The sequence below is a fragment of the Sagittula stellata E-37 genome (genome assembly GCF_039724765.1).
Classification (GTDB): Bacteria; Pseudomonadota; Alphaproteobacteria; order Rhodobacterales; family Rhodobacteraceae; genus Sagittula; species Sagittula stellata.
In genome coordinates, this window is the sequence record NZ_CP155730.1 from 259250 (window position 1) to 273518 (window position 14269).

11 protein-coding genes and 2 pseudogenes are annotated in these 14269 nt (G+C 61.9%); 7 read left to right on the plus strand and 6 right to left on the minus strand.

What is annotated here, in order from left to right:
- Window positions 1-12: 12 nt before the first annotated feature.
- The 3 genes from ehuB to ehuD all read left to right on the plus strand — a co-directional run bounded on the left by ehuB (window position 13) and on the right by ehuD (window position 2271).
- Window positions 13-849, plus strand: a complete 837-nt coding sequence (gene ehuB, locus ABFK29_RS22670; RefSeq protein ID WP_005859791.1) for an ectoine/hydroxyectoine ABC transporter substrate-binding protein EhuB — start codon at window positions 13-15, stop codon at window positions 847-849.
- Between the two features lie 85 nt (window positions 850-934).
- Window positions 935-1600: an ectoine/hydroxyectoine ABC transporter permease subunit EhuC gene (ehuC, locus tag ABFK29_RS22675; RefSeq protein ID WP_005859789.1), complete on the plus strand. Its 666-nt coding sequence runs from the start codon at window positions 935-937 to the stop codon at window positions 1598-1600.
- Window positions 1601-1602: 2 nt separating this feature from the next.
- Window positions 1603-2271: an ectoine/hydroxyectoine ABC transporter permease subunit EhuD gene (gene ehuD / locus ABFK29_RS22680; RefSeq protein ID WP_005859787.1), complete on the plus strand. Its 669-nt coding sequence runs from the start codon at window positions 1603-1605 to the stop codon at window positions 2269-2271.
- Between the two features lie 82 nt (window positions 2272-2353).
- Here ehuD and ABFK29_RS22685 read toward each other — a convergent pair whose 3' ends face one another.
- Window positions 2354-3346, minus strand: coding sequence for a LysR family transcriptional regulator (locus tag ABFK29_RS22685; RefSeq protein WP_005859785.1), 993 nt, complete (start codon window positions 3344-3346; stop codon window positions 2354-2356).
- A gap of 451 nt (window positions 3347-3797) precedes the next feature.
- Window positions 3798-4469, minus strand: coding sequence for a DUF2848 family protein (locus ABFK29_RS22690; protein ID WP_005859783.1), 672 nt, complete (start codon window positions 4467-4469; stop codon window positions 3798-3800).
- Window positions 4470-4727: 258 nt separating this feature from the next.
- On the opposite strand from ABFK29_RS22690, the gene speB reads away from it, so the two are divergent.
- Together speB and ABFK29_RS22700 are read left to right on the plus strand one after the other, a co-directional pair.
- Window positions 4728-5681: an agmatinase gene (gene speB / locus ABFK29_RS22695; RefSeq protein ID WP_005859781.1), complete on the plus strand. Its 954-nt coding sequence runs from the start codon at window positions 4728-4730 to the stop codon at window positions 5679-5681.
- A 1-nt stretch (window position 5682) separates the two neighbouring features.
- Window positions 5683-6621 (plus strand): 2-hydroxyacid dehydrogenase, encoded by a 939-nt coding sequence (locus ABFK29_RS22700; RefSeq protein WP_005859779.1) that lies wholly within the window; start codon window positions 5683-5685, stop codon window positions 6619-6621.
- Between the two features lie 112 nt (window positions 6622-6733).
- Here ABFK29_RS22700 and ABFK29_RS22705 read toward each other — a convergent pair.
- The 4 genes and pseudogenes from ABFK29_RS22705 to ABFK29_RS22720 all read right to left on the minus strand — a co-directional run bounded on the left by ABFK29_RS22705 (window position 6734) and on the right by ABFK29_RS22720 (window position 10516).
- A pseudogene (locus ABFK29_RS22705) lies at window positions 6734-8003 on the minus strand (IS3 family transposase).
- A 118-nt stretch (window positions 8004-8121) separates the two neighbouring features.
- Window positions 8122-8439 carry an SDR family NAD(P)-dependent oxidoreductase gene (locus ABFK29_RS22710; RefSeq protein ID WP_347100667.1) on the minus strand — a complete coding sequence of 106 codons (318 nt, stop codon included), beginning with the start codon at window positions 8437-8439 and terminating at the stop codon, window positions 8122-8124.
- Window positions 8440-8537: 98 nt separating this feature from the next.
- Window positions 8538-9295, minus strand: a protein-coding gene (locus ABFK29_RS22715) for an IS5 family transposase (protein WP_085983406.1) whose coding sequence is annotated in 2 segments (ribosomal slippage) — window positions 8538-8974 and window positions 8974-9295 — 759 coding nt in all. Because the reading frame shifts where the segments join, the coding sequence is not laid out codon by codon here.
- 27 nt (window positions 9296-9322) lie between these two features.
- On the minus strand, window positions 9323-10516 hold the full coding sequence (locus ABFK29_RS22720; RefSeq protein ID WP_347100561.1) for a peptidase S41: 1194 nt from the start codon (window positions 10514-10516) through the stop codon (window positions 9323-9325).
- A gap of 623 nt (window positions 10517-11139) precedes the next feature.
- Here ABFK29_RS22720 and ABFK29_RS22725 point away from each other — a divergent pair.
- Together ABFK29_RS22725 and ABFK29_RS22730 are read left to right on the plus strand one after the other, a co-directional pair.
- On the plus strand, window positions 11140-13020 hold the full coding sequence (locus tag ABFK29_RS22725) for a PhoX family protein (protein ID WP_005859768.1): 1881 nt from the start codon (window positions 11140-11142) through the stop codon (window positions 13018-13020).
- A gap of 531 nt (window positions 13021-13551) precedes the next feature.
- Window positions 13552-14081 (plus strand): annotated as a pseudogene (locus ABFK29_RS22730) (tyrosine-type recombinase/integrase).
- Window positions 14082-14269 lie beyond the last annotated feature (188 nt).

Here is a 14269-nt window from a genome sequence, read left to right on the forward strand (position 1 = left end):
AGGAACAGCGCCATGAAAACCACGTTCGGAGTCTTCGCAGCTTCGCTGCCCGTGCTTGTCGCAACGGGGCATATGTCCCACGCGATCACGCTTGAAGAAGCGCAGGCCAAGGGCAGCGTCACCGTTGCCGTTGCGATCGAGCCGCCACTGACCATCATGGATGGAGAGGGCAACCTGTCCGGCGCCATCCCGGAGGTCACCCGCGCCGCTCTTGAGCGGCTCGGCATCGACACCATCGAACCCGTCGTCACCGACTGGGGCTCGCTTATCCCCGGCCTGCAGGCACGCCGTTTCGACATGATCGCCGCCGGGCTCTATATCCGGCCCGACCGCTGTGCCGCGATCCTGTTTGCCGAGCCGGACAGCTGTGCGGTCGATGTCTTCGTGCACAAGACCGACATGGCGGATGCGCCAGCCAGCTTCGCCGATGTCGCCGCCAATCCGGAGCTGAAACTCGGCGTCTGCGGAGGATGCTCGCAGGAGAAGGATGCGCTTGCCGCGGGCGTGTCCCGCGATCAGCTCGTTCCGATCAACGACCCGCAAGGCGGCCTCGATCTTTTGATGTCCGACCGGATTGATCTGTTCGCGTTTCCCGATCTGTCAGCGAATGCCGCCGTCGTGGCCAGCGGGGCGGACAACATCACCTCCGTGACCATCGAGGGAAGCCAGACCTACTGCGGTGCCGCAGGCTTCCACATGCAGGACGCGGAGTTCAGAGACGCCTTCGACGGCGCTTTGGCCGAGCTCAAGGACTCCGGGGCATACTCGGATATCGTCACGCCCTACGGCTTCAACGCGCAATTGGCGTCCGACTATACGCGCGCGGACTATTGCCCCGCGAGCAACTGATGGACGCGCCCCGGCTCTCACCTCTTCGGGGCAGACCCGGGGCGCCACTGCCGACCCTCGTGCACGCTGACGGACCAACTGGCCGATGAACACTCTCGTAGAATATGCGCCCATCCTGTGGGACGGCTTCTTGAAGACGCTGCTTGTCGCCGCCGGCGCAGGCGTCGTGATGCTCGTGACATCCTTCGCCTTCGGTGTCGCAGGCGTCAGCCGAAGCGGCTGGCTCAGATGGCCGATCCGGGTCATGGTCGAGTTTCTCCGGGGCACATCGGCTTATGTGCAACTGTTCTGGGCCTACTTCGCCCTGCCGTTGTTCGGCATCTACATCGACGCCATCATCGTCGGAATCATCGTGCTGGGGCTCAATGTCGGCAGCTACGGCTCCGAGGTGGTCCGGGGGGCCATTCTATCGGTGCCGCGGGACCAGACCGAGGGCGCCGTCGCGCTCAACCTGTCGCGGTTCCAGTCGATGCGGTACGTGATCCTGCCGCAGGCCCTGGTGTCCATGATCCCGCCGATGGGCAACCTCGCAATCGACCTGCTGAAGATCACGCCGCTCGTGTCGTTGATCACCATCGCGGATCTCACCTTCCAGGCCCAGGTCGTCCGCCAGCAGACGAACGACACGATCTTGATCTACGGCTTTGTTCTTGTGGTTTACTTCATCCTGTCCTCGGCCGTCGCGCATGTCTTCACGAAGGCTGGCGCGCATTTCTCCCGCGGCATCGACATCCAGAGAGGAGGCCGCTGACCATGAGGTGGGATTGGGCATATGCGCAGTCGATCCTCCCCCGTATCGCGGAAGGACTGACGGTCACCCTGCAGGCGACAGTCCTCGCCACGGTGCTGGCGCTGGTCGTCGGGCTGGGTTTCGCGCTAGGGCGGCGCTCATCGAACGTGATCATCCGCAACGTTTTTTACTGGCTCTGCGAATTCATCCGGCGCACACCGGTTCTGGTTCAGATGTACTTCGTCTTTTTCGTGCTGCCGCGCCTCGGGCTGACCCTTCCCGCCCTGACGTCCGGCATACTCGCGCTCGGGCTGCACACCAGCGCCTACATGTCGGAAGTCTACCGGGCCGGCATCGAATCCGTTGCGAAGGGGCAGTGGGAAGGCGCCCGTGCGCTGAACATCCCCATCGTCCGGCTCTGGGTGCATGTCATCCTGCCGCAGGCTCTGCCCCCCATGATCCCTGCCGCGGGAAATTACGTGTTGATGATGTTCAAGGAGACGGCGCTTCTCTCCACCATCACCGTCCTTGAGATGATGGGCACGGCGCGCGTGATCGGAAATGAAACCTATCGCTATTTCGAGCCGATCACGATTGTCGGGGCGATCTACCTCGCGATCAGCCTGCCCGCCGCCATGGTGGTCCGGTGGGTCGAGGAAAAGATCAGGCGCAGCAAGAAGTCTGGCGCCTGAGCCGGGCACGGCGCCGCCGGACGCCGGCGCGCAGGCCGTTGCCTCGAAGGCGATGGCGACCCGCGTGCCCGACCCGCAAAGCTCAGTTCAGGGCGACCCGGTCTTCCTTGGCCGGACGCCGGGACTGCCACGACGCCACCGCCGGCAGGTCGGACGACATGGCTTTTTCGCGCATCTTTTCCCCGACCGCCCTATGCACATCCTGGATGAACGCCTTCATCGTCGGTGTCGTGCGTATGCCCTTGCGTGTCGCGAGCTGGAACCACACCGAGTAGGAGGTCTCGTCGGGAAGCAACGGCCGCAGCTCGCCTTTGTCGACCCATGATTGCGCGTAATGGTTCGGGAGGAAGGCAAGATAGGCTCCGGACAGCACCAGCAGCAACTGCGCCTCGACCTGTTCGACCGTGGCGGTGTTCTTCTTCGTGCCGATGCGCTCCAGATCCTGATTGCACCAGTAGGACCGGCTGGCGAAGGCATAGTCCCGAACGGCATCGAGCGACAGATCGTCGTCGTCGATGTCGAACAAGGGGTGCCCCCGCCCGCAGAAGAGCGTGCTCGTTTCGGGATAGAGGTCTTGGTAGTGGAGGTTTGTGAGCCGCGGCACGAACCCGAAGATCGCGAGATCGATCTGCCGTTCCACCAGGAGTTTCTGGAGGCCGGGAGGGCTGTCCACGACAAGGTTCACATTCACGTTGTTCGGCCGCGCGGAGAAATGAAGGAAGGCCGAGGAAATCGCCGAATGCGGATCGGTCACAGTGTTGTCCACGATACCAACCCGCAGGCTGCCCGTCAGGACCGAGTGGAGCGATTCCGTTTCGTTGCTGAATTCCTCGAGCGCCTCGAACAAGCGGATCGACGCCTCGAACACCGTGCGCCCATGGTCGGTCAGGGCGAAGCCCGAACGCCCTCGCTGACAGAGCTTCAGGCGCAGGCGTTCCTCCAGCGCGATCATGTGGTTGCTGATGGTCGACTGGCTGATGTTGAGTTCGGCCTGTGCCGCTGAGAACCCGTTGCATTTCACGACGGTGGTGAAAACGCGCAGCAAGCGAAGATCGGCGTTTGCAATATTGACCATAGGCATCTCTCTTCCACAATGTCCGGCGGGTCTGCCAGCCGGAGCGACCAGGAGGGAACGGTGCCAATCGTCTATGGAGCCAGTCTCGCGCTTCTTGCCATCGGGCGCCGCGCGATTATTGCCAACGCGTCGCGACACCCTGGCGGGATGACCCGAAAGATCACTGTCTTACGACATCCACGCGGGCGAAGGTTTCGGCTCCGCTCTGACAAGGATGTTCGATTTCCCCGCCTTGCTGGCGCTTGTCCGGCGCCCATTCCCACCGCGCAAGTGGATGCCGACTGGGCACTCCGGTCAAGGAATAGAGGCTTTTGCTCAAACATCCGGCGGGAAACGGCGCTGTGAGCGGAAAGAGTAACCGTTCCGCTCACGTTTTGGGCAGTTTAAATCGCCGTGTTCTGTTCGTCTCCGCCCTGTCCCTCCTCCTGCTGGAAGGGCCGGGCGCAGCGCCTCAGAAGAACGGAACAGTCGGTTCGACCGTGTAGGTGTGGACGATCTTGCGCTCACGCACCGGGTCGCTGAGGGTGATGGTCATCTCGGCCGCCTCGCCGGGGCATCGACCGTGCATCTCGAGCGTACCGGAGAAGATCATCCGCCCTTCGTCCTCGTCGCCGTCGTGCTCGGCCACGAAGGCCTGCAATTGCGCCGGGGTCATGATCTGCGCGACGCTGCCCTGCTGCATGACCTTGCCGTCGCAGACCAGTGACAGCTCGAGACTGTCCCAGTGGTCGAGCAGCTCATCGAGAGGCCAGGCTTCAGGTGCAACGGTCTTCAGGCACATGTTTTTCGAAATGGGAGCGTTCTGCGACTCCATCACGGAATCCGTCTGATCGCTGCCGACCGTCACATAGTCGCGCCCGTCCTGACGGAAAATGACGTATTCCACCTCCGGCGCGGTGTCGGACCCGAGGACCTGCGTCTGCCGCGATTGCGACAGCAGGCCGGGAATGATCGGGAACAGCATCGGAATATGCGGCGGCGGCGGAATGCCGATGTCCTTGAGCTCCTCGATGTGGGTTTCAACGAGGTGGCGGGTCCGCCCCGTGTAACCGGCGGCCACGACGCGCCGGATGCTGGCCGCGAGCGGACCCCCGGGCGTTTCAAATGTGATGTCTACAGTCATGAGTGCACGCGCCTTCCGAGGTGATAACTGTTGTGTGGCAGAGGGTAGGAACGCCGGGCCGCCGGGAAAATCCCGCGTTGCCAATCATCATTGTGAGGAAAGCGAATGTTTGGGCCCGGGCCCATTACATTGACGGACATCTGAGTATCGTCCGGACTGCCGCTCTTGATCGGCAGCCGCGTCCCATCGAAGTTGCACCCAGAGCGAAGCTGCCATTGCTGCAAAGCTTCGCGCGAACGACATCAAAGAGGTGGTACGATGAATGTGTCCCTGAACCAGCCGCAGAGCGGCAATGACATGCCCCGTTTCGGCGGAATCGCGACGATGATGCGCCTGAAGCAGGTCGCGGACGCGTCCGGTCTCGACGCGTGTTTCGTCGGAATCCCCCTCGATCTGGGCACGAGCAACCGGAGCGGGACGCGCTACGGCCCGCGGCAGATCCGGGCTGAATCGGTCTTGCTGCGGCCCTACAACATGGCGACCCGCGCCGCGCCCTTCGACTCGCTCAAGGTTGCAGACGTGGGAGACATTCCGACGAACCCCTATAGCCTGATCAAGTCCATCGACCTGATCGAGCAAGGCATCAGCGAGATCCTGTCGCACGGATGCAAACCGCTCTCGATGGGCGGTGACCACACCATGACCTTGCCGATCCTGCGCGCGATCGCGAAGAAACACGGGCCGGTCGGGCTGATCCACGTCGATGCCCATGCCGACATCAACGACACGATGTTCGGGGAGCAGATCGCGCATGGCACGCCGTTCCGCCGCGCCGTGGAAGAGCGGCTCATCGACCCGAAGCGCACCGTGCAGATCGGTCTGCGTGGCACCGGGTATGCGGCCGACGATTTCGACTGGTCGCGTGAGCAGGGGTTCAAGGTCTACCAGGCGGATGAGCTGTGGTATCGTTCGCTGGCGCCGCTGATGGAAGAGGTCCGCGCCCATGTGGGCGACGGCCCCGTCTACATCACCTTCGACATTGACTCGCTGGATCCGGCTTTTGCTGCGGGCACCGGCACGCCGGAGATCGGGGGCCTCACGACCACGCAGGCCCTCGAGATCGTCCGTGGCTGCTGGGGCCTCGACGTGGTCGGCTGTGACCTCGTGGAGGTCTCACCGCCGTTCGACACCTCCGGCAATACGGCGCTCACCGCGGCGAATTTGCTCTTCGAGCTTCTGTGCATCCTCCCCGGGGTGAAAAGGAGAAACTGATATGGCTAAGCAAACGATCCTGTTCGCCTCGAACATCGACGATCCGGCGCCCTGGCAGGCGCTGTTCGCCAAGGAACGTCCCGATGTCGAGTTCCGCGTCTGGCCTGACATCGGCGATCCGCTGGACATCACGCACGCGTTGGTCTGGCGCATCCAGAACGGTGTTCTGGCAACCCTGCCGAACCTGAAAGCGGTCTTTTCACTGGGGGCCGGTATCGACCAGATCATTTTCGACCCTGACTTTCCCAAGGACGTGCCGCTCTTCCGGCTGGTCGACGCGGGCCTGCGTGAGCAAATGACCGAGTATGCGCTCTACGGTGTCCTTCACTGGCATCGGCGGATGCGCGATTACGCCCGCCAGCAGGATCAGGCTGACTGGCAGATGCATCCTGCTGTTCATCCCTCGAAGCGGTCGGTCGGTGTCATGGGGATGGGCGTATTCGGCACGGATATCGCGCAAAAGCTGGTGAGCCTCGGCTTTCGCGTTTCGGGCTGGAGCCGCAGCCGCAAGGACGTTGACGGCGTCGAAAGTTTCGCGGGCGACAGCGACTTCGGCAGCTTCCTCACCCAGAGCGACATTCTGATCAACGTCCTGCCGCTGACCGACGAGACGCGCGGCATCCTGTCGTCTGACCTCTTCGGTCAGCTGCCGGGAGGTGGGGCGCTTGTCCATCTTGGGCGCGGCGGCCACCTCGTGGAAGCGGATCTGATCACCGCGCTCGACACCGGTCGTCTCGACTGGGCCATGCTCGACGTGTTTCCCACCGAGCCGTTGCCGGCCCAGAGCCCGCTGTGGAGCCACGAGAAGACATTCGTCACCCCGCATATCGCCGCGCAGCCGGTGAGCGATGCGGCCGAGCGCCTGATGATCGACAATTTCAACAGGTTCGAACAGGGCGGGGAGCCGGTGGGCCGGGTTGATCTGAGCGTTGGATACTAAGTACGCGGCCCTGCTTTACTGGGCCCGAAAGGTGGGTGCGCAGCACTCGGCCGGGTGAGCTATCGCAAGATCGCCGGGACGCCGACTGACCTGCACCCTGCCGGTCCCTCATTCATAACGAGAGTCTGCAAGTTGGTTTTGGGTATTCGGCTTCGTCGTCTTGCGCACGCGCGCCGGGCGCGGAGCCCTTAAATTGCTCAAGCGTCCGGCGCGCTTGCTGCGGCGTCTGGTTGGACAAGGACGAGTGCGGGCGGACCGTGTTGTAGTCATAGCGCCAGAGGGCCAGCTTTCTCCGTGCGTCGTCCAGGCTGTCGAAAATCTCCTCGTTGAGCAACTCGGCCCGCAGGCTGCCGTTGAAGCTTTCGATGAACGCATTCTGCTGGGGCTTACCCGGATCGATGTAGTGCCACGGCACTTCGTTCTCATCGGCCCATTTCAGGATCGCCCGGCTGGTGAACTCTGTGCCGTTATCTACTGCCCGGCAGGGCATCCCACAGGGATGCCCCGAGAGGGGCTGACAATGCAGCCGGGCTTGCCGTAGACTTGGATCAGGGTACTGAGCTCCCGGGCGACCCTTGCCCCGGAGAGGCTGGTGTCCGCCACGAGGCACAGGCATTCGCGCGTGCAGTCGTCGATCACGGCGAGGGTCCGTAACTTCCGCGAGGCACCGAAGCTGTCGGATACAAAGTCCAACGATCCCGCTGCCCGGCAGCCGTTTGCGCAGCATAACCGCGAGAGGGGCGCGCGCGTTGACGCCCACGGCCGATGGCATCGGGGTTCTTGTGCCACGCGCTCGCTTGCGACCGCGCCGCCTTTTCACGGACAGCCCTTCCTCGCGGTAGATCCGGTAGAGCTTCTTGTGATTCATGATCATGCCCTTGCGCTCCAACAGGACGCCTATCCGGCGGTAGCCGAACCGTCGTCCATTGGGCTCGGACCAATGGCGCCTTCAATGGACGACCGCTTGCCGACGATCTCCTGCATCTCCCTGCGGATCTCGACACAGTCCCCTCTCGGCAGAGTTGCTGCGTAAATCGCCTGCCGGGCAATGGGACGTTGCGAGAAGTCATAATCCCGCATCACGCGGCGCGCCGCGTCTCGCCGCTTGATCAATGTCGTCAGTTCTTTCCCAGGAGGTCCTTCAACACGACGTTATCGAGCATGGTGTCTGCCAGCAGGCGTTTGAGCTTGGCATTCTCATCCTCAAGGGCCTTTAGCCTCGCAGCCTCGGACACCTCCATACCGCCATACCTGGCCTTCAGTTTGTAGAACGTCGCCGTGCTCAGGCCGTGCCTGCGGCACACCTCCGCAGTCGGCATTCCGGCCTCCTGTTCCTTGATCATCCCAATTATCTGCGCCTCGGTGAAACGGCTCTTTCGCATGTGTCTGCTCCTTCAGAGTTGGCGCAGACTCTACATCGCGGTGAGGGATTTCGCGGGGGGCAGGTCACGAGGCCCGAACGCTGCCGGTGCATCGTGGGCAGTACCGCCCGTGCCACGTTCATCGCGCCGAAGAGGTTGATCTCGAACTGTCGGCGCACGTCCACATCACGGATCGTCTCAAACTAACCAAGCTGCGCGCGACCGCATCGTTGACCAGCACGTCGATCCGGCCGAATGCCTCAATGGCGGCGTCATGCGCCGCTGAGGCCGCCTCGGGATCGGTGACGTCAAGTGGCAAAACGAGCAGCCTGTCATCCGTGGTGGAGAGATTGTCCGCAATTCCGTCGACGGTCACGCTGGTCGCAACGACCCTGTCGCCCGCCTTGAGGACATCGCGAGCGAGCAGATGCCCGAGCCCTTTGCCTGCGCCGGCGATGAACTACACTTTGTCAGTCATCGTCAGCTCCTTTTGCTGGCTGACCCATGATTAGTACATCTTTGCTAAGTTTGATTAGGGTCAGGACTCGTTCTCTCTCAAAGCCAGAAGATCACGGTCGCAGCGAGTGCGATCGCTGAGAAGAAGGTCTTTGGGCATCGGTCATAACGGGTCGCCACCCGTCTCCAATCCTTGAGCCTGCCGAACATGATCTCGATCCGGTTGCGACGCTTGTACCTGCGCTTGTCGTACGGGACGGGCGTCTTCCGTTTCGTCCGGCCCGGGATGCAAGGGCGTATCTTCTTGTCTTGCAAGGCTTCTCTGAACCAGTCGGCATCGTAGCCGCGATCTCCGAGCAGCCATTTCACGTCTGGCAGCCCGCCGACCAGCGCACGCGCCCCGATGTAGTCGCTGACGGGGCCGGCAGTCAGGAACAGGTCGATGGGCCGGCCATGGCTGTCGCAGACGGCGTGCAACTTCGTGTTCATGCCTCCCTTCGTCCGGCCAATCAGCCGTCCACGCCCCCCTTTTTCACGCCCAGGCTGGACGCCGTGCGATGGGCCTTCAGATGAGTTGCGTCGATCATCACGGTCGTCTCCTCACCATGCTCGCCCGCCAGCCCAGCCATGATCCGGGCGAAGACGCCTCTATCGCTCCACCGCTTCCAGCGGTTGTAGAGTGTCTTGTGCGGGCCGTATTCCCTTGGCGCATCTCGCCACCGCAATCCATTGCGATTGATAAAGATAATACCGCTCAGAACGCGCCGGTCATCAACCCGGGGCTTGCCGTGCGACTTGGGGAAGTAAGGCTCCAGACGCGCCATCTGCGCATCGCTCAACCAGTAGAGATCAGACATGTTCACCGCTCGTTTTCGAACGGTGAATCACGCTCGCTCAACCAAATCAATGGGTCCTGAACCTAGAACCTCGCTGCAGAACTGTTTCAGCGCTTCGGTATCGTCCGAGGGCGCGACCCAGACGCGGTCCAGCTCCAGTGTTCCGATTGGCACAATTCGCTCCGCGATTTCGACCGGAGTGGTCTCGTCGGTACGACCACCGGCCCAATCATGAAAGGCCGTAGAATACCGAACGGCCGCTCCACTGGACGAAAGGTCGATCGTTCCTCCTTCCGCAAAGAATGTCAGCCCGTCCCCCATCTCTTCCCCGATAAGTACGAGCCGTTCCCCCAGACGGTGCTTCAAGATGGCGGTGAAGACGATGGCGGCGGAGAAGGTGAACTTGTCGATGAGCAAACCGACCCGCCGGCCCTTCGCGCCCTCGGATATCGCATCGATCAAAGGCATGGTCCGAATAAAGTCGCCGCCCGTATTTCCTCGAACGTCAATAATCAGGGGAGTGTCCGGGCGCGACCTTACGAGTTCCGCCGCCTTGGAAACTGCAGATGGAAGTGCCGCTTCACCGGGGTCAAAGAAGCTTGGGAGGACCAGTAATAGCCCGGCTTGGCCGAAGTCCTTGAACTTCAGAAAACACTGAGGTGTCCAGGATGCGTCGGCTCTGCCATGCTCGCTGCGCGGGTAGACCGTGGAACCGGGAACCCCATTCTTGGGATCCAGAAGAATGTCTCTGATCTGGCCTGCTTCACTCTGCATCCGGTATTCGATTGCATCGTCGCCTGAAGAAACTCTCAGGTGCCGCAATGCACCTGGCCAAGCGAAAAGGATTGGCCCGATGACACGCTTTCGTTGGCGCGTTCCCGCCAGAAATTTCTCGGCGGCGACTTCAATGTCACCTGTGGGAACACCATTGATGGATATCAAATCGCCCCCGACCGCCTCAGAGAGGCCCGGTGCGGCGTCCAGCAGGCGTACAGTGGTGCCGATGGTTGCGAACCTGAGAGGAAGAACCGAGATGGCATCGTTTGGGATCAGACGCGTATGCCCGTTCCCCGGAAGGGCCAGAAGGCGCATCAAGGAGAGCAGAAACTCATCCTTCGAGTTGGCGAGTGCGCTCTGCCGGGCTTGGTTGACGTGTCGCTCCAACTCTTCGCGCCCGATTGATCGGAAGCTGGGGTCGGTCGGCAGGACCGTTGTCACGATTTGCTCTAGGTCTTGGATCATCGACATGCGTCATTGTGTAGTCATGTGTGCTGCAAACGCCAAGATGATCACGAAGTGATCATGCGGCGCTGCCGCAGGTCACGTGACTACCTGGCAGAGCACCATGACTCTACCGGCCCAGAGCCGACCTCCACGCTAGGCGCAGCGGATGACCAGTCGCAGCCCTGAAAGTCCGACCTTTGGGTGATGCTGCGCTTTTCACGAGGGGCCGTAAAGGGCTGATCGCGGCGGAGATAGGGCAGTCGAAGACCACTCCGGGCACACGGGTCAAGAGCGACGACGTCGATAGCGCCCAAGGGAACGCAGTCGGCGTTTACTGGGCGTAGGTCCCGCAGCGCCCCGGGCGATCCCTGCGCGAGAGGGACACCGCCAACTGACCCGCCAGAGTCGCGCACTGCGCCCAGCTCGCCGGGGTTGACCGCTTCATGTCCCGCACTCGGATCTTCGGACAGCCGCACCGGGTGATGCGAGGGGAGGTGGTTTCACCCGGATCGGAAACGCGCGCATTTCGCAAAACCTACAAGCGACGGTCACAAATCTTACAATCTGGTGACTCTAAAACGACTGGACACCGCCGCCGAGACGACGGCGGCACACTCATCCCCAAAGCCAGAGAGCCAACCATGGATATCAAGAAGACAATCGACCTTTCCTGGGACGACTTCGATGAACTGCGCGACCCGCGCCCTGCGGAAACCGACTTCGACCAAGTGGTCGAAACGGCCCTGTCCCGCCGCGGCTTCCTCAGCGGTGTCCTTGCTTTCGGTTCCGGTGCGGTGGCCTTCGGATCGGGCCTGATGGGCTCCACCAGCGTGGCGCGCGCCCAGTCGTCCGGTTTCGACTTCGAACCGATCGGCATCGCGACGGACTTCGACATTCACGTACCCGCCGGCTACCAGTGGAAGCCGCTGGTCAAATGGGGGCAGCCCCTGTTCTCAGAGGCTGAAGGCGCCTTTTCGCCCGAAACCGGCGTTTCCGTTGCGATGTCGGACAAGGTCTTTGGTGAGAACACCGACGGCATGGAGCTGTTCGAGGTCGATGGCGCTCAGGTCATCGCGGTCAACTCCGAGTACGTGAACCCGAAGATCAACCTGCCCGAAGCGTCCGAAGGCATGCCCGCCAACGTCGACGAAGTGACGCTGCTCAAGAACATGCAGGGCGTCACGGTGATGGAAATTGCCGATACCGGTAACGGCTACGAGGTTGTCGTCGACAGCCCTTTCAACCGCCGCATCACCCATGAAACACAGATGACCATGGACGGCCCAGCCGCCGGTTCGGCCCTGGTGCAGACCAATGCGGACCCGGAAGGCATGTCGCCCAAGGGCACCATGAACAACTGTGGGTCGGGCAAGACCCTCTGGGGCACCTACCTGACCTGCGAAGAGAACTTCAACGGCTACTTCGGCACCACCGGCGAAATGCCCGAGGGCGAGGGCTACAGCCGCTACGGTATCGGCGGCGAAGGTCGCTACGCCTATGAAAAGTACGATGCACGCTATGATCTGAGCCAGGAGCCGAACGAACCGCATCGCCACGGCTGGATCACCGAGATCGACCCTTCGGATGCCTCGAGCACCCCGGTCAAGCACACTGCCCTCGGCCGTTTCAAGCATGAGAACGCCGAGATGGTGCAGGCCGCGGATGGCCGCGTCGTGGTCTACATGGGCGACGACGAGCGTGGTGAGTTCATCTACAAATACGTCTCGAACGGCACCTGGGCCGAAGGCCAGCCCACCGATGGCCTTCTGTCGGACGGCACACTCTACGTCGCAAAGTTCAACCCCGACCAGACCGGCGAATGGCTTGCTCTGACCCCCGAGTCCACCAGTATGAGCCTTGAAGAAATCCTGGTCTTCTCGCGCATGGCAGGCTCGAAGGTCGGCGCGACGACGATGGACCGACCCGAGTGGATCGCCTGCAATCCGCTCAAGGCCGAGGCCTATTGCGCTCTGACCAACAACAAGAACCGCGGCCTCAAGACCAACGCCGGTGGCGACGAGACCCCGGTTGGCGGCCCTAATCCGCGCGAGGCCAACAACTACGGCCAAATCGTGCGCTGGACGCCGGAGAACGGCGATCATGGCACCATCGATTTCACCTGGGACCTCTACGTCATGGCGGGCAACCCGGAGGTTCATGCCGATGCCTATGCCGGCTCGGATAATGTCACGACGGGCAACATGTTCAACTCGCCCGACGGCATGGCCTTCGACACCAAGGGCAGGCTGTGGATCCAGACCGATGGCGACGACAGCAACGAAGGCGACTTCGCTGGCATGGGCAACAACCAGATGTTGGTCGGCGATACCGAAACCGGTGAAATCGCTCGCTTCCTGACCGCGCCGAACGGCGCCGAAGTGACAGGCCTGTGCTGGTCGGCGGACCGCAAGGTGGCCTTTGTGGGTATCCAGCACCCGGGCGGCTCCTGGCCGGACGGCGAAGGCAAACCGCGTTCCTCGGTGATCTCGGTCTGGCGCGAAGACGGCGAAACTGTCGGCTAAAAGCTTCGGCTCCCGTCCCGGCGCCGCGCCTCATGCGGCGCCGGGCGACCCCGAGGCCGCTCCGTCTTCAAACAGCTGAAGCTGGAGAAGGACCTCTTCAAACAGAAAGATATCAAGATCGGCATCGTCGCGTCTTGAGCCAATCGTCGATGCCGATCTTTTCTTTCGAGTTCCGTGGCCCGGATCAGGATCCGAGCGGCGCGCGTCCGATGTCGCCAATCTGCCCGGATTGCAGCACGCTGAGGTGCAGAGACGCCGCTCCTGCGTTCCGCTTCCTGCGCTTTCTGGACCTTCATCTTCTGCATGGTACCGAGGCCAGCGGCCCGGAGCGGCCGTTGAGACCCAGCTGCAGCACGTTTGTGGTATGCTTGCGCGCCAGCACGAAGTTGACGATGTGGCTGGGCGCGGCAGATCGGAGGAACTGACATGCCTACTGCAAACCTACCCGCCATCCGCGCCTGCCGCCCTGCATGGAATAGGGGACGGATCGTCGGTCAAAAAAGTCCACTGCTGCCAAAACACGTCTAGGCGATCAGGGTCAGGCTTGAACTTGCGGAGCCGCACCGTGACCTGGCACTGTTCAATCTCACGAGCGACAGCAAGCTGCGAGGTTGTTATCTTGTGAAACTGCGGGTCGTCGATGTCTTTGCCACGGGTCAGGTCAAGGAGCGGGCATCCGTGATCCAGAGCAAGACCAGTCGGCAGGTTCGGTTCGAGATCACCGAGGGCACACGGCGGTCATTGGCCCGCTGGATGGCCGAGCCGTTGTTGATCTGATCCGAGCATCTCTGGCCCGGACGCTTCAATGAACGCCTTCACATCTCGACGGGTCAGTATGCCGGGCTCGTGCGTGACTGGGTCACGTCCATCGCGCTGGAACTCTCGTCGTACGGCACGCATTCCATGCGGCGGACAAGGTTAGGGCAGATCTATCGGAAGACAGGGAACCTGAGGGCCGTGCAGCTTCTTCTCGGGTACGACCCACGATGGACAGCACTGTCCGATATCTGGACGTGGACCTGGAAGACGCCCTCACGATCTCAGAGGGCGTCGAGATCTGACGAAGTGGGGCGGTTGCTACGCCGACCCAATCCTGAACTTCGCAACACGGGATGCGACGGCCGGTGCCAGCCCTCTTTTCTCATCTGCTAGCCAGAAAAATAGTGGATTCTGAAAGTCTTCTGATCAAACCATGTTAGGGGCAGGATTTGCTCTACGATAAAAGAACGGGGTTATCTCATGATCGCGT

Excerpts from the sequence above, each read along its gene's own strand:
- ABFK29_RS22720 (WP_347100561.1), bottom strand. The coding sequence starts at position 10,516 with ATGATCCAAGACCTAGAGCAAATCGTGACAACGGTCCTGCCGACCGAC.
- ehuC (WP_005859789.1), top strand. The coding sequence starts at position 935 with ATGAACACTCTCGTAGAATATGCGCCCATCCTGTGGGACGGCTTCTTG.
- ABFK29_RS22690 (WP_005859783.1), bottom strand. The coding sequence starts at position 4,469 with ATGACTGTAGACATCACATTTGAAACGCCCGGGGGTCCGCTCGCGGCC.
- ehuD (WP_005859787.1), top strand. The coding sequence starts at position 1,603 with ATGAGGTGGGATTGGGCATATGCGCAGTCGATCCTCCCCCGTATCGCG.
- ABFK29_RS22685 (WP_005859785.1), bottom strand. The coding sequence starts at position 3,346 with ATGGTCAATATTGCAAACGCCGATCTTCGCTTGCTGCGCGTTTTCACC.
- ABFK29_RS22725 (WP_005859768.1), top strand. The coding sequence starts at position 11,140 with ATGGATATCAAGAAGACAATCGACCTTTCCTGGGACGACTTCGATGAA.
- speB (WP_005859781.1), top strand. The coding sequence starts at position 4,728 with ATGAATGTGTCCCTGAACCAGCCGCAGAGCGGCAATGACATGCCCCGT.
- ehuB (WP_005859791.1), top strand. The coding sequence starts at position 13 with ATGAAAACCACGTTCGGAGTCTTCGCAGCTTCGCTGCCCGTGCTTGTC.
- ABFK29_RS22700 (WP_005859779.1), top strand. The coding sequence starts at position 5,683 with ATGGCTAAGCAAACGATCCTGTTCGCCTCGAACATCGACGATCCGGCG.